General features: G+C 70.5%; 14 protein-coding genes. 11 read left to right on the top strand and 3 right to left on the bottom strand.

What is annotated here, in order from left to right:
- The first annotated feature begins 256 nt into the window (after positions 1 to 256).
- From ACFV6V_RS06380 to ACFV6V_RS06390, 3 genes are all read left to right on the top strand, one after another.
- Positions 257 to 472, top strand: a complete 216-nt coding sequence (locus ACFV6V_RS06380; protein WP_361288463.1) for a hypothetical protein — start codon at positions 257 to 259, stop codon at positions 470 to 472.
- A gap of 218 nt (positions 473 to 690) precedes the next feature.
- Positions 691 to 4,416 (top strand): AAA family ATPase, encoded by a 3,726-nt coding sequence (locus tag ACFV6V_RS06385; protein WP_385559895.1) that lies wholly within the window; start codon positions 691 to 693, stop codon positions 4,414 to 4,416.
- 256 nt (positions 4,417 to 4,672) lie between these two features.
- Complete coding sequence (locus ACFV6V_RS06390; protein WP_385559898.1) at positions 4,673 to 6,100, top strand: sugar porter family MFS transporter; 1,428 nt, start codon at positions 4,673 to 4,675, stop codon at positions 6,098 to 6,100.
- 41 nt (positions 6,101 to 6,141) lie between these two features.
- Here ACFV6V_RS06390 and ACFV6V_RS06395 read toward each other — a convergent pair whose 3' ends face one another.
- Entirely contained in the window at positions 6,142 to 7,113 is a 972-nt protein-coding gene (locus tag ACFV6V_RS06395; protein WP_385559901.1) for an LLM class flavin-dependent oxidoreductase, read from the bottom strand.
- 142 nt (positions 7,114 to 7,255) lie between these two features.
- On the opposite strand from ACFV6V_RS06395, the gene ftsY reads away from it, so the two are divergent.
- Complete coding sequence (ftsY, locus tag ACFV6V_RS06400; protein ID WP_385559904.1) at positions 7,256 to 8,476, top strand: signal recognition particle-docking protein FtsY; 1,221 nt, start codon at positions 7,256 to 7,258, stop codon at positions 8,474 to 8,476.
- 178 nt (positions 8,477 to 8,654) lie between these two features.
- Here the strand turns inward: ftsY and ACFV6V_RS06405 are convergent, their stop codons facing one another.
- Positions 8,655 to 9,356 (bottom strand): bifunctional DNA primase/polymerase, encoded by a 702-nt coding sequence (locus tag ACFV6V_RS06405; RefSeq protein ID WP_385559906.1) that lies wholly within the window; start codon positions 9,354 to 9,356, stop codon positions 8,655 to 8,657.
- 483 nt (positions 9,357 to 9,839) lie between these two features.
- Here ACFV6V_RS06405 and ACFV6V_RS06410 point away from each other — a divergent pair, with 483 nt between their 5' ends.
- The 6 genes from ACFV6V_RS06410 to ftsH all read left to right on the top strand — a co-directional run bounded on the left by ACFV6V_RS06410 (position 9,840) and on the right by ftsH (position 19,646).
- Positions 9,840 to 11,318, top strand: a complete 1,479-nt coding sequence (locus tag ACFV6V_RS06410; protein ID WP_385559908.1) for a hypothetical protein — start codon at positions 9,840 to 9,842, stop codon at positions 11,316 to 11,318.
- 391 nt (positions 11,319 to 11,709) lie between these two features.
- Positions 11,710 to 13,077: an ammonium transporter gene (locus tag ACFV6V_RS06415; RefSeq protein WP_385559911.1), complete on the top strand. Its 1,368-nt coding sequence runs from the start codon at positions 11,710 to 11,712 to the stop codon at positions 13,075 to 13,077.
- Positions 13,074 to 13,412 (top strand): P-II family nitrogen regulator, encoded by a 339-nt coding sequence (locus ACFV6V_RS06420; RefSeq protein ID WP_361288439.1) that lies wholly within the window; start codon positions 13,074 to 13,076, stop codon positions 13,410 to 13,412. The genes ACFV6V_RS06415 and ACFV6V_RS06420 overlap by 4 nt, the downstream gene beginning before the upstream one ends.
- 83 nt (positions 13,413 to 13,495) lie before the next feature.
- Positions 13,496 to 15,946: a [protein-PII] uridylyltransferase gene (locus tag ACFV6V_RS06425; protein ID WP_385559914.1), complete on the top strand. Its 2,451-nt coding sequence runs from the start codon at positions 13,496 to 13,498 to the stop codon at positions 15,944 to 15,946.
- 123 nt (positions 15,947 to 16,069) lie between these two features.
- Complete coding sequence (gene ffh, locus ACFV6V_RS06430) at positions 16,070 to 17,620, top strand: signal recognition particle protein (RefSeq protein ID WP_385559916.1); 1,551 nt, start codon at positions 16,070 to 16,072, stop codon at positions 17,618 to 17,620.
- A gap of 115 nt (positions 17,621 to 17,735) precedes the next feature.
- Positions 17,736 to 19,646, top strand: a complete 1,911-nt coding sequence (ftsH, locus tag ACFV6V_RS06435) for an ATP-dependent zinc metalloprotease FtsH (RefSeq protein WP_385559919.1) — start codon at positions 17,736 to 17,738, stop codon at positions 19,644 to 19,646.
- A 60-nt stretch (positions 19,647 to 19,706) separates the two neighbouring features.
- Here ftsH and ACFV6V_RS06440 read toward each other — a convergent pair whose 3' ends face one another.
- A complete protein-coding gene (locus ACFV6V_RS06440) occupies positions 19,707 to 20,582 on the bottom strand; it encodes a class I SAM-dependent methyltransferase (protein WP_385559922.1) in 876 nt (291 codons plus the stop codon).
- A 213-nt stretch (positions 20,583 to 20,795) separates the two neighbouring features.
- On the opposite strand from ACFV6V_RS06440, the gene proS reads away from it, so the two are divergent.
- Positions 20,796 to 22,211 carry a proline--tRNA ligase gene (gene proS / locus ACFV6V_RS06445; RefSeq protein WP_385559925.1) on the top strand — a complete coding sequence of 472 codons (1,416 nt, stop codon included), beginning with the start codon at positions 20,796 to 20,798 and terminating at the stop codon, positions 22,209 to 22,211.
- Positions 22,212 to 22,296: the final 85 nt, after the last annotated feature.

Consider the following 22,296-nt stretch of genomic DNA (forward strand, 5'->3'; position numbering starts at 1 on the left):
TCCTCGCCCCCTGGGCCCCGCTGGAGAGCCGCGGTCGCGATGTCGGCGCCCGCCTGCCCCCGGGGTGTCCGCCGATACGGGGCGTGATCGTGTTGACCGTCAAACTTTTTGGTGAGACGCTGGAAGCCCCGCGCACCTTAGCTGTTTGGCAGTACGAACCGCAGTCATGACAAGCGCTGCCAAGCACCGCGGGTGCGAAAATCCCTCACGACCCACACCGCATCGGTCGGTCACTCAGTGTGGAGGACCATCCATCATGGCAAAGGCGCTTCTCGGTTACGTCGGCGGTTCCGACCCGCGACTTCTCGCCGAGATGCGACGGCTTCAGCAGCGCGTCCAGGATCTGGAATCCGAGCTCGTACGGATCCAGACCGAGAATGACGCGCTGAGTGCCGCCGCACAGCACCATGGCGAGTCGCTGCTAGAAGGCATCGACATCGACGTACCCAAGGGCGAGCCGGCGCTCACCTGATGTCAACCCCCCGTCGAGATCAGGTGAGAAACTCTCGCTGGTAGGTATGCAAGGGACGCTTCGGCGTCCCTTCTTTTTTGCCTCGCCGGTCCCTCTTCCCGGGCCCCCTTCGGCCGTCTGTCGAACGGCTGTTGGTACGCGTTTCACCGTGCTTTACCGTCTGATCTGCCCTGCCCCTTCATAGGTGAAACCGCGACCGAGAGGTAGAGTCCGCGGGCGTGCACCTCAAGGCCCTGACCCTCCGCGGGTTCAAATCCTTCGCGTCCGCCACGACGCTGCGTTTCGAGCCGGGCATCACGTGTGTCGTGGGGCCGAACGGCTCAGGCAAGTCGAATGTGGTGGACGCGCTGTCCTGGGTCATGGGCGAACAGGGTGCGAAATCGCTGCGTGGCGGCAAGATGGAGGACGTCATCTTCGCCGGGACCACCGGGCGCCCGCCCCTCGGCCGGGCCGAGGTCTCGCTGACGATCGACAACTCCGACGGGGCGCTGCCGATCGAATACGCCGAGGTCACCATTACGCGGATCATGTTCCGCAATGGGGGCAGCGAATACCAGATCAACGGGGATACCTGCCGACTGCTCGACATCCAGGAACTGCTCTCGGACTCCGGTATCGGACGCGAGATGCATGTCATCGTCGGGCAGGGCCAGCTCGATTCCGTACTGCACGCCGATCCGATGGGGCGGCGTGCGTTCATCGAAGAGGCCGCGGGTGTCCTCAAGCACCGCAAGCGCAAGGAGAAAGCGCTGCGGAAGCTGGACGCGATGCAGGCCAACCTCGCGCGCGTACAGGATCTGACCGATGAGCTGCGGCGCCAGCTCAAGCCACTCGGACGGCAGGCGGCGGTGGCACGGCGGGCCGCCGTCATCCAGGCCGATCTGCGTGATGCCCGGCTGCGGCTGCTCGCCGACGACCTCGTACGAATGCGCGAGGCGCTGAAGTCCGAGGTGGCCGACGAGGCCGCGCTCAAACAGCGCAAGGAGTCCGCGGAGCGGGAGCTGAAGGCCGCGCAGACCCGCGAGTCGGAGCTTGAGGACGAGGTGCGGCGCCTGACACCGCGCCTCCAGCGTGCCCAGCAGACCTGGTACGAGCTCTCGCAGCTCGCGGAGCGGGTGCGGGGCACCGTGTCGCTGGCGGACGCCCGGGTGAAGAGCGCCACCTCGGCACCCGCGGAGGAGCGCCGCGGGCGGGACCCCGAGGACATGGAGCGCGAGGCTGCCCGGATCCGCGAGCAGGAGGCGGAGCTGGAGGCCGCGTTGGAGTCGGCCGAACGCGCGCTTGACGACACCGTCGCGCACCGTGCCGAACTGGAGCGCGAACTCGCCGTCGAGGAACGCAGACTGAAGGACGTCGCGCGGGCGATCGCCGACCGGCGCGAGGGTCTGGCACGGTTGAACGGCCAGGTCAACGCGGCCCGTTCGCGCGCGGCGTCAGCACAGGCGGAGATCGACCGGCTGGCGGTGGCCCGGGACGAGGCGCGGGAGCGGGCGACCGCGGCTCAGGAGGAGTACGAGCAGCTCAAGGCCGAGGTGGACGGGGACGCGGACGACTCGGCCCTGGCCGATGCCCACGAAGCCGCCAAACGGGAACTGGCGGAGGCCGAGACGGCGTTGTCGGCGGCCCGCGAAGCCGCCACGACGGCCGAGCGCAGACGCGCGGCCCTGGCGGCCCGCCACGAGGCGCTGGCCCAGGGCCTGCGCCGCAAGGACGGCACGGGCGCACTGCTTTCGGCCAGGGACAGTCTCACCGGGCTGCTCGGACCCGCCGCGGAGCTCCTCACGGTCACTCCGGGGTACGAGGTCCCGGTCGCGGCGGCGCTCGGGGCGGCTGCCGACGCCATCGCGGTGCGGGATCCCGCGACCGCCGCGGAAGCGTTTCGCCTGCTGCGCAAACAGGACGCGGGACGGGCGGCCCTGCTGCTGTCGGACCCGGCACAGGGGCCGGCCGCCGTGGAGGCCGTCGCGGTGCACGGTACGTCGGGCGGCCAGGCGGAGGTGGGCGGCCAGCCGGACGGAGTAGCGGACACCGGACCGCACACAGCCGTGGAGGGACTGGTGGCGCCCCGCACCCCGGAGAGCGGTGTACCGCACGCGGAAGGGCTGGTTCCGGCCCAGGCGCGCCCAGTCCCGCCGCGGATCGCCGACCTGCTGCGCGGGCCCCAGGCGCTGATGCCCGCCGTCCAGCGGCTCGTACGGGACATGGTGGTCGTCGGCACGCTGGACGAGGCGGAGGACCTGGTCGGGAACCGACCCGGGCTGATCGCCGTGACCGCCGAGGGCGATGTGCTCGGGGTGCACTTCGCGCACGGGGGCTCAGCGGGGGCCCCGAGCCTGCTGGAGGTCCAGGCGGCCGTGGACGAGGCCGCGGCCGGGCTGGAGGAACTCGCCGTAAGGTGCGACGGGCTCGCCGGGCAGCAGCAGGAGGCGGCGGAGCGGCGCAAGGAGTGCACCCAGAGGGTTGAGGAACTGGGGGAGCGGCGGCGCGCGGCCGAGAAGGAGAAGTCGGGCGTCGCCCAGCAGCTGGGGCGGCTCGCTGGTCAGGCCCGGGGCGCTGCGGGCGAGGCCGAGCGCACGGCCGCAGCGGCGGCCCGCGCCGAAGAGGCGCTGGAGAAGGCGCTGTACGAGGCGGAGGAGCTGGCCGAGCGGCTGGCGGTGGCCGAGGAGAGCGCCCCCTTCGGGGAGGGAGCGGACGAGGAGCCCGACACCTCGGTACGGGACCGGCTGGCGGCCGACGGCGCGAACGCCCGCCAGACCGAGATGGAGGCCCGGCTCCAGGCCCGTACCCACGAGGAGCGGGTGAAAGGCCTCGCGGGCCGCGCCGATTCGCTCGACCGCGCGGCCCGTGCCGAACGTGAGGCGCGGGCACGCGCCGACCAGCGCCGGGCGAGGCTGCGTCACGAGGCGGCCGTCGCCGAGGCCGTCTCCCGTGGTGCCCGGCAGCTGCTCGCCCACGTCGAGGTGTCCGTCGTACGCGCCGAGCAGGAGCGTGCGGCCGCCGAAGCCGCCAAGTCCGCCCGCGAGCAGGAGCTGACGACCGCCCGCGGCGAGGGCCGGGAGCTCAAGGGCGAGCTCGACAAGCTCACCGACTCCGTGCACCGGGGAGAGGTGCTCGGAGCCGAGAAGCGGCTGCGCATCGAGCAGCTCGAGGTCAAGGCCCTGGACGAGCTCGGTGTCGAGCCCGCCGGCCTGGTCGCGGAGTACGGGCCCGATCAGCTCGTGCCTCCGTCCCCGCCCGCGGAAGGCGAGGAGCTCCCGGACGACCCGGAGCATCCGCGCAACCAGCCGAGGCCGTTCGCCCGCGCGGAGCAGGAGAAGCGGCTCAAGTCAGCCGAACGGGCGTACCAGCAGCTCGGAAAGGTGAACCCGCTCGCCCTTGAGGAGTTCGCGGCCCTGGAGGAACGCCACAAGTTCCTGTCCGAGCAGCTCGAAGACCTGAAGAAGACCCGTGCCGAGCTCCTTCAGCTCGTGAAGGAGGTCGACGAGCGAGTCGAGCAGGTGTTCACAGAGGCGTACCGGGATACCGCGCGTGAGTTCGAAGGCGTCTTCTCGCGGCTCTTTCCGGGCGGTGAGGGGCGGCTCGTCCTGACCAACCCGGAGAACATGCTGACCACCGGCGTCGATGTGGAGGCCCGTCCGCCGGGTAAGAAGGTCAAGCGGCTGTCGCTGCTCTCGGGCGGCGAGCGTTCCCTGACGGCGGTGGCGATGCTGGTGTCCATCTTCAAGGCCAGGCCGAGCCCGTTCTATGTGATGGACGAGGTCGAGGCGGCCCTGGACGACACCAATCTCCAGCGGCTCATCCGCATCATGCAGGAGCTCCAGGAGAGTTCCCAGCTGATCGTGATCACCCACCAGAAGCGCACGATGGAGGTCGCGGACGCACTGTACGGCGTGTCCATGCAGGGCGACGGCGTCTCCAAGGTCATCAGCCAGCGCCTGCGCTAAGCCGCTGTCCGGCCCAGGGCCCTGCTTGCTCGTTCACGGTCACCTGCGCTTCACACAACCTTCAAAACTTGAACCCATGGCGCCCGAGCTGACGATTCAGTGGATTCAGTTCGCGCTCTTGACTTCGAAACTTGAACGCATAGTCTCTGCAACGTTGCTTTTACCTTCAAGTGGTGGGCGATGTGAACTTGTGCGCCACTTGAAGTGCTCGTCCCCCCACGCCCGGCGACGCCGCTGGGCGGCCCCAGGAGTTCATGTGACCAGCACATCGCAGGCGCAGCCACCCGAAGGCCGTAAGGCCCGGCCGGAGCATCTCGGCCATGTCATCTTCATCGCGGCCGCAGCCGCCATGGGGGGCTTCCTCTTCGGCTACGACAGCTCGGTGATCAACGGCGCCGTCGTCGCCATCCGGGACCGCTTCGATGTCGGCCCCGAGGTGCTCGCCCAGGTCATCGCCGCCGCGCTGATCGGTTGTGCCATCGGCGCCGCGACCGCCGGCCGTATCGCCGACCGCATCGGCCGTATCCGAGTCATGCAGATCGCCGCGACCCTGTTCACCATCAGCGCGGTCGGTTCGGCCCTGCCGTTCGCCCTCTGGGACCTTGCCATGTGGCGTGTGCTCGGCGGTGTCGCCATCGGCATGGCGTCGGTCATCGGCCCCGCCTATATCGCCGAGGTCTCCCCGCCCGCCTACCGTGGCCGGCTCGCCTCGTTCCAGCAGGCGGCGATCGTCATCGGCATCGCCATCTCACAGCTCGTCAACTGGGCCATCCTGAGCTTCGCCGACGGCAAGCAGCGCGGCGAGATCGCCGGACTCGAAGCCTGGCAGTGGATGCTCGGCGTGATGGTGGTCCCGTCGGTGCTCTACGGCCTGCTGTCGTTCATCATCCCCGAGTCGCCGCGCTTCCTGATCTCGGTCGGCCGCGAGGAGAAGGCCCGCAAGGTCCTCCTCGATGTCGAGGGCAAGGACGTGGATCTCGACCTACGGGTCGCCGAGATCGAGCAGAACATGCGGCACGAGCACAAGCCGACGTTCAAGGACCTGCTCGGCGGACGCTTCGGCTTCCTGCCGATCGTCTGGATCGGTATCGGTCTGTCCGTCTTCCAGCAGCTCGTCGGCATCAACGTGATCTTCTACTACAGCTCCTCGCTGTGGCAGTCCGTCGGTATCAACCCGGAGAGCTCGTTCCTCTACTCGTTCGAGACGTCCATCGTGAACATCATCGGCACCGTGATCGCGATGATCTTCGTCGACCGGATCGGCCGCAAGCCGCTCGCGCTCATCGGCTCCGTCGGTATGGCGGCCTCGCTCGGGTGCGCCGCCTGGGCGTTCTCGTACAAGTCCGGGGTCGGCGACGCCGTCTCGCTGCCGAGCCTCCAGGGCACGGTCGCCCTGATCGCCGCCAACTTCTTCGTCCTGTTCTTCGCCCTCTCCTGGGGCGTGGTGGTGTGGGTGCTGCTGGGTGAGATGTTCCCGGGCCGGATCCGCGCCGCGGCGCTGGGTGTCGCCGCATCGGCCCAGTGGATCGCCAACTGGCTGATCACCGTGACCTTCCCGACCCTCTCGGACTGGAACCTCTCGGGCGCCTACATGATCTACACATTCTTCGCTCTGCTCTCGATCCCGTTCATCCTGAAGTGGGTGCCGGAGACGAAGGGCAAGGCGTTGGAGGAGATGGGCTAATCCCCGCTGCCCCTCTCCTCGGACCGCGGTACTGCCCCGGCTCAGCCCTTGAGCCGGGGCAGTACCTGTTCGCAGAACAACTGCACACTGCGCCAGCCCTCGTCCACCGGCATCCCTCCACACAGCGGATGCAGCACCAGGCTGTCGCCGCCCATCGCCAGGCACTCCTCGGGCGTCACCACCCTGTACACCCCCTCCCCCCGCAGCCCGTCCACCGTCGTCGCCGCCGAGCGCACCGCGGAGCGGATGTCCCGGGACTGCCAGGACGCGTAGGTCCGTGCCTCGTGCAGGAAGTGCTCTCCGTGGCGTGCCCATGTCTCGTCCGGGTCCTCGGACAGATGCAGCAGCTCGGTCCGCGCCGCAGGCATCATGCAGAAGCCGTCCGTGCCGTACTCCTCGCGCAGCCGGTGGTAGTACGCCTCGAGGTCGGGCAGATGCGCGCTCGGGAAGAACGGCAGCCCGAGCCGCGCGGCGCGCCGGGCCGCCGGTCTGGACGAGCCGCCCACCAGCAGCATCGGGTGCGGCTGGGTGTACGGCCGCGGAGTGACCCGCACGGTACGGCCCCGATAGCCGAACTCCTCCCCGGTCCACGCCGCGAGCAGGGTGTCCAGGAGCTCGTCCTGGAGGGCGCCCCGGCGCTCCCAGTCGACGCCATGGGCCGCGTACTCCTCGGGCCGGTAGCCGATTCCGGCGACCGTGACCAGCCGCCCCCGGCTGACCAGGTCCAGTACGGCGATGTCCTCGGCCAGCCGCAGTGGGTCGTGCAGCGGCCCGATGACCGCGGACACGGTGACCGCGATCCGCCGCGTGGCGCCGAACACCGCCCCCGCGAAGGTGAAGGGGGACGGCAGCCAGTTGTCGGCCACCCCGTGGTGCTCCTCGGTCTGGATGGTGTCAACGCCCCGGTCATCGGCGTACGCGGCCATCTCCAGCGCCGCGCGGTAGCGGGCGGCGAGGGGCTCGGGAGTCGCCGCTGGGTCGACGAGGTTGAACCGTATGACGGTGAAGGCCATGCCGAGACGCTAGCTGACGCCCAGTCAGATGAGAACACCCGTGGACGGCGGCCCGCGCACGTAGCCTTCCGCTACGACGCGAGGCTCGTGCGATCCTCCGAGAGCGCTGATCATGCGGACCGTGGCCGATACTGGACGGGTTATGGAAATCGTCATCCTTGCTGTAGTCATCGCTCTGGTCGCAGTCGGCCTGATCAGCGGGCTCGTGGTCAGCAGCCGCAGGAAGAAGCAGCTGCCGCCATCGGCGCCGTCGGACACGCCGACCATCACCGCTCCGCCAGCCGAGCCGCATGTCGGCGAGGAGGCGGAGACACCACGGGAGGAACCCCGCCGCACCGTCGAGGAGGTCGTACTCCCCGATACCCAGGCTCCCGCCGCCGAGGCCCCGGTCGAAGAGGCGGAGCCGGAAGCACCGGCCGTCCTGGAGGTCGAGGTCCCCGAGCCGACGGCCGGCCGGCTCGTACGTCTGAGGGCCCGGCTGGCCCGCTCGCAGAACGCGCTCGGCAAGGGGCTGCTGACCCTGCTGTCGCGCGAGCACCTCGACGAGGAGACGTGGGAGGAGATCGAGGACACCCTCCTGCGGGCCGACGTCGGTGTCGCGCCGACACAGGAGCTGGTCGAGCACCTGCGTGAGCGGGTGAAGGTCCTGGGCACGCGCACCCCCGACGAACTGCGCACACTGCTCCGAGAGGAGCTGCTGCGCCTGGTGGGCACGGACGCCGAACGCTCGGTGAGGACCGAGAGCGGCCTGGAGACCCCCGGAATCGTGATGGTCGTCGGTGTCAACGGCACCGGCAAGACCACCACCACGGGCAAGCTGGCGCGTGTCCTGGTGGCCGACGGCCGGTCCGTCGTGCTCGGCGCTGCCGACACCTTCCGTGCCGCCGCTGCCGACCAGCTTCAGACCTGGGGCGAGCGGGTCGGCGCCCGTACCGTGCGCGGGCCGGAGGGCGGTGACCCGGCGTCGATCGCCTACGACGCCGTCAAGGAGGGCATCGCCGAGGGCGCGGACGTCGTGCTGATCGACACGGCCGGCCGCCTCCACACCAAGACCGGGCTCATGGACGAGCTCGGCAAGGTCAAGCGTGTCGTGGAGAAGCACGCCCCGCTCGACGAGGTGCTGCTCGTGCTGGACGCGACCACCGGGCAGAACGGACTGGTGCAGGCCCGGGTCTTCGCCGAGGTGGTCGACATCACCGGCATCGTGCTCACCAAGCTGGACGGCACAGCCAAGGGCGGCATCGTCGTCGCGGTGCAGCGTGACCTCGGCGTACCGGTCAAGCTCATCGGACTGGGCGAAGGCCCTGACGACCTGGCTCCGTTCGAGCCGGAGGCGTTCGTCGACGCGCTGATCGGCGACTAGGTTCGGTTGCCGGTACCGCGATGACGCCGTCGGCCGATCACACGGCGTCGTCGCGGCTGCTCGCGCCGTTCCCCGCCACCTCTTGGGGCGCTGCCGGGCCCGAGCTGGTCGAATCGTCACGGCCCCGTCCCCCTCTGGGGGCGCGGGGCCGTCGTTCTGTTCCGGCAGGTCGTCGGGGCTACACGACCGCTGAGCGGTGGCAGACGTACGCCAGGGTGCCCAGCAGGAGCCGGGCCTCGGGCGGGGTGGTCATGGTGGCGGTGATGTTCAGGGACGGCGGTCGGAGCCAGTGCACCGGTCCGAGGCCTCCGTGGTCCGAGGGCGGGGCGGTGATGAAGCTGCCGGTGCTCAGGCAGTGCAGATCGAGGTCCGCGTCGTCCCAGCCCATGCGGTAGAGCAGGCCGGGAAGTCCGGACGCCGCACCCGGGGCCACGAAGAACTGGGCGCGACCGGTCGGGGTTGCGCACACCGGCCCGAGGGGGAGGCCCATCCGCTCAAGGCGCACCAGCGCGTGCCGGCCCGCGGTGAGCGCGACATCCAGCACGTCGAAGGCCCGCCCCACCGGCAGCAGCACCGACGCTCCGGGCACCTCGGCCCATGCCCTGGTGACATCGTCGAGCGTCGCTCCCGCCCGAACCTCCGGAGCGAACCCCAGGGGATGTGCCCCGGGAGCCGCGCACGAGGCCTCGCCGCAGGAGCAGCGCCCCGCCGATGCCCGCGCGCCCGGGACCACGTCCCAGCCCCACAGCCCGGTGTACTCGGCCACCGCCGTGCACTCGGTCGTCCGCCCACGGCGCCGTGCGCCGCCCGGCTTTCGGCCGGGGGGACCCCCAGGCCGGATCTCCCTGACCACCCGGCTGCCGCCGATCGTGAAGCCCATGCCCCCTCCAACGGGTCGAACGCGTCGGTGGTTACGACGTGGAGCGCTCTGGTGACGCAGAGTCGCAGGTCGGGCCCTCCCGGCCGGATTCAAAGGCGTCTCGTGGCACTGGGGGTGGTGCGTACCGCTCCGTGCGCCCTGGCGCGCAACGCTCCGCCCACTGCTCCGTTGTCGCATGTTGTCGCATGTCAAGTGAATCGCGCCTGGCCGCAGGCGGGTTCATTCGCAGGGGTGGCGAATGGTGGCGTTTCTGAGAACGCCATGGCCGAGCCAGTGATCGTAGGATTACTTTCAGTGCATGAACCCGGGGCGGTCGCCTTCCATGCGGGTATGCCGGAGGCAGGTCGGTTTTTCGTCCCGGATTCGCGTTCGAAGAGGTGCAACCACCGGAAGGCGGGGCAGTAACCCACAGCGCTCTGATACGGGTTCGCGTGACAACGGCAACAGGGCAACAGACGGCAACAGATAGGGGGCGGCGTTTCAGTGAGCGGCGGCAGCGACGCAGACGGTACGTCCACCGGTAAGCGCCCGAACGAGCAACTGAGCTCGTGGTTCGTGCGCAGTGGCTGGTCCAAGGGCGAGCTGGCGCGGCAGGTGAACCGCAGGGCGCGCCAGATGGGCGCCCCCCACATCAGCACGGACACCTCCCGGGTACGCCGCTGGCTGGACGGTGAGCAGCCGCGTGAGCCGATTCCGCGCATCCTGTCCGAGCTCTTCTCCGAGCGCTTCGGCAGCGTCATCGCCGTCGAGGACCTGGGCCTGCGCACGGCCCATCAGTCGCCGTCCGTGTCCGGTGTGGACCTGCCCTGGACCGGCCACCAGACCGTCTCCCTGCTCAACGAGTTCTCGCGCAGCGACCTGATGCTGGCCCGCCGAGGCTTCCTCGGCACCTCGCTCGCACTCTCGGCCGGCCCCGCCCTCATCGAGCCCATGCAGCGCTGGCTGGTGCCCGGCCCGCCCACCGATGCCGTGCCGCAGCCGTCAGCGGCGGGCTCCCAGCGCCTCTCTCCGCTCTCCGGCCCTGAGCTCGAACTGCTGGAGTCCACCACCGCGATGTTCCGCCAGTGGGACGCCCAGTGCGGCGGCGGACTGCGCCGCAAGGCCGTTGTCGGCCAGCTTCATGAGGTGACCGACCTGCTCCAGGAGTCTCATCCCGAGCCGACCGCGAAGCGTCTGTTCCGCTGCGCCGCCGAACTGGCTGAGCTCGCCGGCTGGATGAGCTACGACATCGGTCTCCAGCCCACCGCCCAGAAGTACTTCGTACTGGCCCTGCACGCCGCCAAGGAGGCCGGGGACAAGCCGCTCGGCTCCTTCATCCTCTCCTCCATGAGCCGTCAGATGATCCACCTCGGCAGGCCGGACGACGCCCTTGAGCTGATCCATCTCGCTCAGTACGGCAGCCGTGACTGCGCCACCCAGCGCACCCAGGCCATGCTGTATGCGATGGAGGCCCGTGCCTACGCCAACATGGGCCAGCCCAGCAAGACCAAGCGGGCCGTCCGCATGGCAGAGGACACCTTCGCCGACGCCCTCGAGGCCGATGAGCCCGAGCCCGACTGGATCCGCTTCTTCTCCGAGGCCGAGCTCAGCGGCGAGAACGCCCACTCGTACCGCGACCTGGCCTATGTGGCGGGTCGCAGCCCCAGCTACGCCTCACTCGCCGAGCCCGTCATGCGGCGTGCGGTCGAGCTCTTCGCCGAGGACCACGAGCACAAGCGCTCGTATGCACTGAACCTCATCGGCATGGCCACGGTGCATCTGCTGAAGCGGGAGCCCGAGCAGTCCACGCAGCTCGCCGGGCAGGCACTGAGAGTGGCCAAGCGGATCCGTTCGGAGCGGGTCAACACCCGGCTGCGCAAGACCGTCGACACGGCGGCCAGGGACTTCGGTGATGTCCCCGAGGTCGCCCACCTCACCGAGGTGCTCACAGCCCAGCTGCCCGAGACCGCCGAGGCGGTCTGACCTGGCACGACCCCCAGAACCCCGGCCGCGACGCCACCCATAACAGCCCGACTCGGCCCCCCACGCCAGGTCAATCGGGTGCGTCGCGGCCGGTCGGCATGCGCCCGGGCGCATCCCAGAAGCCTCCCCAAGCTCCTGGGCCCCTTCTCCTCCGCCGTGGAGGGTACTCGCGTGACGTTTCCGTGACCCTTCAGTTCATCGGCGTGTAACACGTCCGATCGCTTCGTCACTGCGGTGAAACATCGGGCGGCATCGGCGGAAACCGCGGCGCGCCAACCTCATGGCGCATAACCGGCCGACTCCCAGGCAGCCGCACCGGACACTCGCCCACCGGTTGTCCAGCCAGCCCAGGCTCCGCCCGCACAGGCCGTACGACGACGAGGAGACGCCGATGCCCCCAGGCATCACGCTTGCCGCAGACGCCCCCCAGCTGTCTGCCGCCAACACCGGGTTCATGCTCATCTGCTCCGCACTGGTGATGCTCATGACGCCGGGCCTGGCCTTCTTCTACGGAGGCATGGTCCGGGTCAAGAGCACCCTCAACATGCTGATGATGAGCTTCATCAGCCTCGGGATCGTCACGATCCTGTGGGTGCTGTACGGCTTCAGCCTGGCCTTCGGCACCGACTCGGGCTCCCTGATCGGCTGGTCGTCCGACTACGTCGGACTGAGCGGCATCGGCCTGAACGAGCTGTGGGACGGCTACACCATCCCGGTGTATGTCTTCGCCGTGTTCCAGCTGATGTTCGCGATCATCACACCCGCCCTGATCAGCGGTGCGCTCGCGGACCGGGTGAAGTTCAGCGCCTGGGCCCTGTTCATCGTGCTGTGGGTCACCGTCGTCTACTTCCCGGTCGCCCACTGGGTCTGGGGCGCGGGCGGCTGGCTGTTCGAGCTGGGCGTGATCGACTTCGCCGGCGGCACCGCCGTCCACATCAACGCGGGCGCAGCCGCGCTCGGTGTGATCCTGGTGATCGGCAAGCGGGTCGGTTTCAAGAAGGACCCGATGCGCCCGCACAGCCTCCCGCTGGTGATGCTCGGCGCAGGGCTCCTGTGGTTCGGCTGGTTCGGCTTCAACGCGGGCTCCTGGCTCGGCAACGACGACGGCGTCGGCGCCGTGATGTTCGTCAACACCCAGGTAGCCACCGCCGCCGCGATGCTCGCCTGGCTCGGCTACGAGAAGATCCGCCACGGTTCCTTCACCACCCTCGGCGCCGCCTCCGGCGCGGTCGCGGGACTCGTCGCCATCACCCCGTCCGGCGGCTCCTGCTCCCCGCTCGGCGCGATCGGCATCGGCGCCATCGCCGGTCTGGTGTGCGCCATGGCCGTCGGCCTCAAGTACAAGCTCGGCTACGACGACTCGCTCGACGTGGTCGGCGTGCACCTCGTCGGCGGCGTCATCGGCTCCCTCCTGGTGGGCTTCTTCGCCACCGGCGGTGTCCAGTCCGACGCCAAGGGCCTCTTCTACGGCGGCGGCTTCGAGCAGCTCGGCAAGCAGGCGATCGGCGTCTTCGCGGTCCTCGCCTACTCTCTGATCGTCTCCGCGATCCTCGCCTTCGCCCTCGACAAGACGATCGGCATGCGGGTCACCGAGGACGACGAGGTCTCCGGCATCGACCAGGTCGAGCACGCCGAGACCGCGTACGACTTCAGCGGAGCCGGCGGTGGGGCCACCGCGCGCAGGAGCGTCGCCCCCGCACCCGCCGACACCGTGGCAGCCGCACCGCAGACGAAGAAGACCAAGAAGGTGGACGCATGAAGCTCATCACCGCAGTCGTGAAGCCCCACCGGCTGGACGAGATCAAGGAGGCCCTCCAGGCCTTCGGAGTCCAGGGGCTCACCGTCACCGAGGCCAGCGGCTACGGGCGGCAGCGCGGCCACACCGAGGTCTACCGTGGTGCCGAGTACACCGTCGACCTCGTCCCCAAGATCCGCATCGAGGTGCTGGCCGAGGACGACGACGCCGAAGAGCTGATCGACGTGGTGGTGAAGGCGGCCAGGACCGGCAAGATCGGGGACGGCAAGGTCTGGAGCGTCCCGGTCGAGACGGCGGTCCGGGTGCGGACCGGTGAACGCGGCCCGGACGCGCTGTAGCGGCTGCCGCAGAGCGCGTCATGCTCGTATAGGGCAATGCACCAAGTGCCGCAGAACCGAGAGCTGTAGACGGGAGCTACCGGGTGACGAGCCTCGATGTGACCACGGAAACGGAAGACTCGGGACCCAGCGGCTATGCGGCGGCCCGGCTGCGCCTTCTCCAGGAGAAGGCGCGGTCCGGGCCGCCGCGCCGTGCGGCCCTGGCCCGGCTGACCGACGACTGGCTCGCCGCGCTCTTCACCTCCGCGGTGCGGAGCATCGGGGTGCGAGGCGCCGCCCTCGTCGCCGTCGGCGGCTACGGACGCGGCGAGCTGTCCCCGCGCAGTGACCTCGACCTGCTGCTCCTGCACGACGGCAGCGCCGACGCCGGGGCGATCGCCTCCCTCGCCGACCGGATCTGGTACCCGGTCTGGGACCTCGGGCTCGCCCTCGACCACTCCGTGCGCACCGCGGGCGAGGCCCGCAAGACCGCCGGCGAGGACCTCAAGGTGCAGCTCGGACTGCTCGACGCCCGCGGCGTGGCCGGGGACCTGGGCCTGGTGGCCGCCCTGCGCACCGCCGTACTCGCCGACTGGCGCAATCAGGCCGTGAAGCGGCTGCCCGAGCTCGACGAGCTCTGCCGCGAGCGGGCAGCACGCCAGGGCGAGCTCCAGTACCTGCTGGAACCCGACCTCAAGGAGGCCCGCGGGGGACTGCGGGACGCCACCGCACTGCGGGCCGTCGCCGCGTCCTGGCTCGCCGACGCGCCCCGTGAAGGACTCGCCGACGCGGGACGGGCCCTCCTCGACACCCGGGACGCGCTCCACCTCACCACCGGGCGCGCCACCGACCGGCTCGCCCTCCAGGAACAGGACCAGGTGGCTCAGGAGCTCGGCCTGCTCGACGCCGACACCCTGCTGCGGCAGGTCTACGAGGCCGCGCGGACCGTCTCGTACGCCTCGGATGTCACCTGGCGCGAGGTGAACCGCGTGCTCAAGGCCCGGTCCGCACGCCCCCGGCTGCGCGCCGTATTCGGCGGACGGCGCCCCGAGCCCGAGCGCACCCCGCTGGCCGAAGGCGTGGTCGAGATGGACGGCGAAGCCGTCCTCGCCCGCACCGCCAAGCCCGAGCGCGACCCGGTGCTGCCGCTGCGGGCCGCGGCCACCGCCGCGCAGTCCGGGCTGCCGCTCTCCCGGCACGCCGTGCGCCACCTGGCCACGGCCGCCGCACCGCTACCGGTGCCCTGGCCCGCCGACGCACGCGAGGAACTCGTCACGCTGCTCGGCGCCGGCGAGTCCACCGTCGCCGTATGGGAGGCCCTGGAGGCCGAAGGGCTGATCACCCGGCTGCTCCCGGACTGGGAGCGGGTCCGCTGCCGCCCCCAGCGCAATGCCGTGCACACCTGGACCGTCGACCGCCACCTGGTCGAGACCGCCGTACGCGCCGCGGCCCTCACCCGCCGCGTCAGCCGCCCCGACCTGCTCCTCGTCGCCGCGCTGCTGCACGACATCGGCAAGGGCTGGCCGGGCGACCACTCGGTCGCCGGGGAGACCATCGCCCGCGACATGGCCGGGCGGATCGGTTTCGACAAGCACGACGTGGCCGTCATCGCCGCGCTCGTCCGCCACCATCTGCTGCTCATCGAGACCGCCACACGGCGCGACCTGGACGACCCCGCGACCCTGCGGGCGGTCGCCGACGCGGTCGGCTCATCGGGCACGCTGGAACTGCTGCACGCGCTCACCGAGGCAGACGCACTCGCCACCGGACCCGCCGCTTGGTCCGCCTGGCGCGGCTCGCTCGTCGCCGACCTGGTGAAACGGGTCGCAGGGGTGCTCGCCGGCCAGGCCCCCGAGGAGCCGGAGCCCGCCGCGCCCACCGCCGAGCAGGAGAGGCTCGCCGTGGAGGCACTGCGCACGGGCGGTCCCGTGCTCGCCCTGCACGCCCAGGCCGAGGCCCCCCAGCACGACGGCGAGCCCGAGCCGGTCGGCGTTGAACTCCTGATCGCCGTACCCGACCAGCCGGGGGTGCTGCCCGCAGTCGCGGGAGTCCTCGCCCTGCACCGGCTCACCGTGCGTGCCGCCGACCTCAGGGCCATCGAGCTGCCGAACGAGGTCGGTTCCGGCTCGGTCCTCGTACTCGACTGGCGGGTCGCGGCGGCCTACGGCTCCCTGCCGCAGGCCGCACGGCTGCGCGCCGATCTCGTACGTGCCCTCGACGGCTCGCTGGACATCCGGTCCAGGCTGGCCGAGCGCGAGGCGGCGTACCCGCGCCGGCGCGGTGCCACCGCCCCTCCGGCGCGGGTGACCGTGGCCTCGGCGGCCTCCCGGTTCGCCACCGTGATCGAGGTGCGGGCCCAGGACGTGCCCGGGCTGCTGCACCGCATCGGTCACGCACTGGAGTCGGCGGCGGTGCGGGTGCGCAGTGCGCATGTGTCCACGCTGGGCGCGAACGCGGTGGACGCCTTCTATGTCACGGGTCCCGAAGGCGCCCCGCTGCCCGCGCTGGAGGCCGCGGAGGTCGCCAGGACGCTGGAGGCCGCCCTGCGCGCCTGACCGCCCGTCCCTCGGGGGCGTGCGTACGGTCCCGGGGCAGGGGGCAGACCCCACTCGCACGTACGGATACCCTTGGGGGACATCTGCCCACCTGCCCCCGAGACCCGAGGATCCGCGACCGCCGTGTTCGATACCCTTTCCGACCGCCTTGCCGCGACATTCAAGAACCTCCGGGGCAAGGGCAGGTTGTCCGAGGCGGACATCGACGCCACAGCACGCGAGATCCGTATCGCGCTGCTCGAGGCCGACGTCGCGCTGCCCGTCGTCCGCTCCTTCATCAAGGACGTCAAGGAGCGCGCTATGGGCTCCGAGGTGTCCCAGGCGCTGAACCCGGCCCAGCAGGTCATCAAGATCGTCAACGAGGAGCTCATCGGGATCCTCGGCGGTGAGACCCGGCGCCTGCGGTTCGCCAAGCAGCCGCCCACCGTGATCATGCTCGCGGGTCTCCAGGGTGCCGGTAAGACCACCCTCGCCGGAAAGCTCGGCCTCTGGCTCAAGAGCCAGGGTCACTCCCCGCTGCTCGTCGCCTGTGACCTCCAGCGCCCCAACGCCGTCAACCAGCTCGCCGTGGTCGCCGAGCGGGCCGGCGTCGCCGTGTTCGCACCGCAGCCGGGCAACGGCGTCGGCGACCCGGTCCAGGTCGCCAAGGAGTCGATCGAGTACGCGAAGTCGAAGGTCCACGACATCGTCGTCGTCGACACCGCCGGCCGCCTCGGTATCGACCAGGAGATGATGCAGCAGGCCGCGGACATCCGGGACGCGGTCAGCCCCGACGAGGTCCTGTTCGTCGTCGACTCGATGATCGGTCAGGACGCGGTCAACACTGCGGAGGCCTTCCGCGACGGCGTCGGCTTCGACGGCGTGGTGCTCTCCAAGCTGGACGGCGACGCGCGCGGTGGCGCCGCGCTCTCCATCGCGCATGTCACCGGCAAGCAGATCATGTTCGCCTCCAACGGCGAGAAGCTGGACGAGTTCGACGCGTTCCACCCGGACCGCATGGCGTCCCGCATCCTCGGCATGGGCGATGTGCTCTCGCTCATCGAGAAGGCCGAGCAGACCTTCAGCCAGGAAGAGGCCGCCAAGATGGCCTCCAAGCTGGCGAGCAGCAAGGGCAAGGACTTCACGCTCGACGACTTCCTGGCCCAGATGGAGCAGGTCAGGAAGATGGGCTCCATCTCCAAGCTGCTCGGCATGCTGCCCGGCATGGGTCAGATCAAGGACCAGATCAACAACATCGACGAACGCGACGTGGACCGCACGGCGGCGATCATCAAGTCGATGACGCCGGCCGAGCGCCAGGAACCGACGATCATCAACGGCTCGCGCCGCGCCCGTATCGCCAAGGGTTCCGGTGTCGACGTCAGCGCGGTCAAGGGCCTGGTCGAGCGGTTCTTCGAGGCCCGCAAGATGATGTCCAGGATGGCGCAGGGCGGCGGTATGCCCGGCATGCCGGGGATCCCCGGCATGGGTGGCGGCCCCGGCCGCCAGAAGAAGCAGCAGAAGCAGGCCAAGGGCAAGCGCAAGAGCGGCAACCCGATGAAGCGCAAGGCCGAGGAGCAGGCCGCCGCGGCCCGTCGCGAGCAGGCCGCTGAGGGCGGTGCGTTCGGCCTTCCGCCGGGCGGTGCGGGCAAGGACTTCGAGCTCCCGGACGAGTTCAAGAAGTTCATGGGCTGACAGGCCGCCCCTGATGAGCGGTGCCAGAGGGCCCCGCGGTCGTCCGACCGCGGGGCCCTCGGCCATGTGCGCGTCCCCGGTGGCACCCCCCGGTGAGCTGTGCGGTCATGGGCACGTGGCCAATTCCGTACCGCCGCGCGACCGCACCGACCAGCCCTGGCGGTCCGAGGGCGCTCCGCCGCCGAAGCGCCGGCCGCCCGGGGGCTGGATCGGCCTGGCGGTGGCCGCGCTCGTGGTGTTCGCCGCCGCGTTCCTGGCACTGACGTTCATCGGCGAGGAAGAGCAGCCCACCCTCTCGTACACCGAATTCAGCAAGCAGGTCACGGCGGGCAACGTCGCCAGGATCTACGCCAAGGGCGACGCCATCCAGGGCGAGCTGAAGAAGCCCCGGCCGCTGCCGGACGGAGACGGCGACTACACCAAGTTCAGCACCCAGAGGCCCTCGTTCACTGATGACGACCTCTGGCAGGAACTCACCCGGAAGGGTGTGGTCGTCACGGCGGAACCCGTCGTCGCCCAGCGCGGATTCCTCGTCAACCTGCTGATCTCACTCGCCCCGATCCTCGTGCTGGTCCTCATCTGGGTACTCGCCGCACGGCGGATGGGCACCGGTATCGCCGGGCCCCTCGGCCGCAAGACGCCGCCCCGGCCCGTCGAGCTGACCGTCGGCAGGCGCACCACCTTCGACGACGTGGCCGGGATCGACGAGGTCGCGGGGGAGCTCAACGATGTCGTTGACTTCCTCAAGAACCCTCAGGCGTACCGGGACATGGGCGCCCGCATGCCCGGCGGTGTGCTGCTCGCCGGACCGCCGGGCACCGGGAAGACCCTGCTCGCGCGGGCCGTGGCGGGTGAGGCGGGGGTGCCGTTCTTCTCCGCTTCCGCGTCCGAGTTCATCGAGATGATCGTGGGTGTGGGGGCGTCCCGGGTACGGGAGCTCTTCGCCGAGGCCCGCAAGGTCGCCCCGGCCATCGTGTTCATCGACGAGATCGACACCATCGGCCGGGTGCGCTCCGGGGGCGCGGGCATCGGCGGCCATGACGAGCGGGAGCAGACCCTCAACCAGATCCTGACCGAGATGGACGGCTTCACCGGCTCGGAGGGTGTGGTCGTGCTGGCCGCCACCAACCGTGCCGACGTGCTCGACCCGGCCCTCACCCGCCCCGGTCGTTTCGACCGGATCGTTCAGGTCAGCCCGCCCGACCGGCGTGGCCGTGAGGCGATCCTGCGGATCCACACCAGGGAGATCCCGCTGGCCGAGGGGGTCGACCTCGCTCAAGTGGCCCGTACGACCCCGGGAATGACGGGTGCCGAACTGGCCAACCTCGCCAACGAGGCCGCGCTGCTCGCGGTCAAGCGCAGGCAGCAGGAGGTCACCCAGGGGGATCTTTCCGCGGCCCTGGAGAAGGTGCAGCTCGGCGCGGAACGGCCGCTGGTGATGCCCGAGGACGAGCGCCGCAGAACCGCGTACCACGAGAGCGGCCACGCGCTGCTCGGCATGCTCCAGCCCGGCGCCGACCCGGTCCGCAAGATCACGATCGTGCCGCGCGGCCGTGCGCTGGGCGTCACCCTGTCCACGCCCGATGCCGATCGCTATGCCTTCACGGAGGAGTACCTGCGTGGGCGCATCGTCGGAGCACTGGGCGGAATGGCGGCCGAGCACGTGGTCTACGGGGTGGTCACCACTGGCTCCGAGAGCGATCTGGACCAGGTCACCCAGCTGGTGCGGGGCATGGTCGGCCGCTGGGGCATGAGCGAACGCGTGGGCCGCTTCACCGCGATCCCGGGCCACGCTCAGGAGGCGTACGGGCTCGCGGCCGCCCCGGCGACGCTGGACGCGGTGGACCACGAGATGCGCCGGATCGCCGACGAGTGTTACGAGAGCGCCTGCCGGCAGCTGCGGGACAACCGCGCCCGGCTCGACGCCCTCGCCGAGGCCCTGCTGGCCAACGAGACCCTCGAGGAGGACGACGCGTACCGGGCGGCGGGCATCACGCGGCTCACCAAGAGCAACGGGGCACAGTAGGCCGTCCGGGTGGACCGCACCCTTCCACGGTGAGCGGCTCTCCGGGGGCGGGCGTACCCCTCACGGTGTCCGGGCGATCAGATACCGGAACACATTGGGCATCCAGACCGTACCGTCGGACCGCACATACGGGTGCAACGCCTCCGCGATCTCCTTCTCGACCTGCTTATGGTCCGTCGCCCGTATGGCCGCGTCGAACAGTCCGGTCGACAGCAGCCCCCGCACGGCGCTGTCCGGGTCCGCGTAGCCGAACGGGCAGGCGACCCGTCCCGAGCCGTCAGGGTTGAGACCGGCCCTGGTCGCCACATCCTCCAGGTCGTCCCGCCGGGGCGGCCGCCAGCCACCGGCCGTCCGCAGCCGTTCGGTCAGCCGGCTCGCGACCCGCAGCACTGCCGCGGTCGCACACCGCTCGGGCGGTCCCCAGCCCGCCAGCACGACCGCACTGCCACGCGTGGCGAGCGGAACGGCCGCTTCCAGCGCGGGGACGAGCCCTTCCGAGTCGCCTGCCGTACACCCGATCGGCTGAAATGCGGTGATCACGTCGAAGCGGGGCCGGGTGGGGTCCGCGGCATCATCGGCGCCGCCCTCCACCAGCCGTATGTCCGCGCCGGGTACCCCGTCCCCGAGGGACGTGTGCCTGCCGCCGTCCGGGTCCGGACCGAGGCGCGTGCGGGCCAGTGCCAGGCGTGCCCCGTCCGTGTCGACCCCGGTGACCTGCGCCCCACGCCTCGCCGCCATCAGCAGAGCCAGCCCCGAGCCGCAGCCGAGCCCCAGTACCCGGGAACGCCCGCCGACCTCCAGATGCTCGTACACCGCCTCGTAGAGGGGCACCAGCATCCGTTCCTGGATCTCGGCCCAGTCGCGGGCCCGCGCTGGGTCACCGGCCGGGCGTGCGAAGGCTGTAACGGGGTGGTGCCGGACGAGCGTGTGTCCCATCGAAAAGCGCCCCAATCCACCGAGAGGTCAGCCGTGCCCTGATTGACAGCCCCCCGTGTGCGTGCGCTCCTGCGCCCCCGTATGCCAGGGAACTCCGCATCCGTCCGTACGTCCAGAGGTCGCGCCGCAAAGCCTCGGCGCGCTCCGGTCGTACGCCCCCCAAGGCTCGCAGCGATTCCCCAACCAGAGTGGGGCCGCCGTACGATTCCCGCCATGGCAAAGGCACCCGTCCTCACGCCGCAGGCCGAGGACTTCCCCCGCTGGTACCAGGACCTGATCAACAAGGCCGAGCTCGCCGACAACGGCCCGGTGCGGGGCACGATGGTGATCCGCCCCTACGGCTACGGGCTCTGGGAGCGGATGCAGCAGGAGATGGACGACCGCATCAAGGAGGCCGGGGCGTCCAACGCGTACTTCCCGCTCTTCATCCCGCAGTCGTATCTGACCAGGGAAGCCGAGCACGTCGAGGGCTTCGCCCCCGAGCTCGCGGTCGTCACCCACGGCGGGGGCAAGGAACTGGAGGAGCCGGTCGTCGTCCGCCCCACCTCGGAGACGATCATCAATGACTACTTCTCCAAGTGGGTGCAGAGCTACCGCGATCTGCCGCTGCTCATCAACCAGTGGGCGAACGTGGTGCGCTGGGAGATGCGCCCGAGGGTCTTCCTGCGCACCACCGAGTTCCTCTGGCAGGAGGGCCACACCGCCCACGCCACCTACGAGGAGGCGCGCGACTACGCCGCCCGTATCCACCGCGAGGTCTACGCCGACTTCATGGTGAACGTCCTCGGCATCGACGTGGTGCTCGGGCGCAAGACGCCCCGTGAACGCTTCGCAGGAGCCATCAACACCCTGACGCTCGAAGGCATGATGGGCGACGGCAAGGCCTTGCAGATGGGCACGAGCCACGAGCTCGGCACCAACTTCTCCAAGGCCTTCCACACGACCTATCTGTCGAAGGACGGCAAGCAGGAACTGGCCTGGCAGACCTCCTGGGGCTGCTCCACCCGGATGGTCGGCGGGCTGATCATGTCGCACGGCGATGACAACGGGCTGCGCGTGCCGCCCCGGCTGGCGCCGGTGCAGGCCGTCGTGCTCGCTATCAAGGACGACGAGGCGGTGCTCGCCAAGGTGCGGGAGCTCGGCGACCGGCTGGCGGCCGCCGGGATCCGGGTCCAGGTCGACGACCGCACCGACACCCCTTTCGGGCGGCGGGCCGTGGACTGGGAGCTCAAGGGCGTGCCGGTGCGCATCGAGATCGGGCCGCGCGATCTGGAGAACGGCACGGCGATGCTCGCCCGGCGCATTCCCGGAGGCAAGGAGCCCGTGGCCATCGACGCGCTCGCGGGACTGCTGCCCACCGTGCTCGAAGAGGACCAGGCGCTGCTGCTGCGCCAGTCGCGGGAGCGTCGCGAGGCCCGGACCACGGACGTGGCGACGATCGAGGAGGCGGCTGAGGCGGTGCTCGCGGGCGGCTGGGCGCGTGTCCCCTGGGCCGTCCTGGGTACGGGCGGCGAGGCGCTGCTCGCCGAGCAGGCCGTGTCCGTGCGGTGTCTGGTCGGCGATGACGGGTCGGTGCCGGAGGCCGACGACGCCCCGGGTACGCTCGCGATCGTCGCGCGTGCCTACTGAACGGCGCGGCCGCCGAACGGGTGGGCCGGTGGAGAGGGTGTGTCCGGTCGAGCGGGCCGGGCCCGGAGCCCTGCCACCGCGTCCG

Source organism: Streptomyces sp. NPDC059828, assembly GCF_042731955.1.
Classification (GTDB): domain Bacteria; phylum Actinomycetota; class Actinomycetes; order Streptomycetales; family Streptomycetaceae; genus Streptomyces.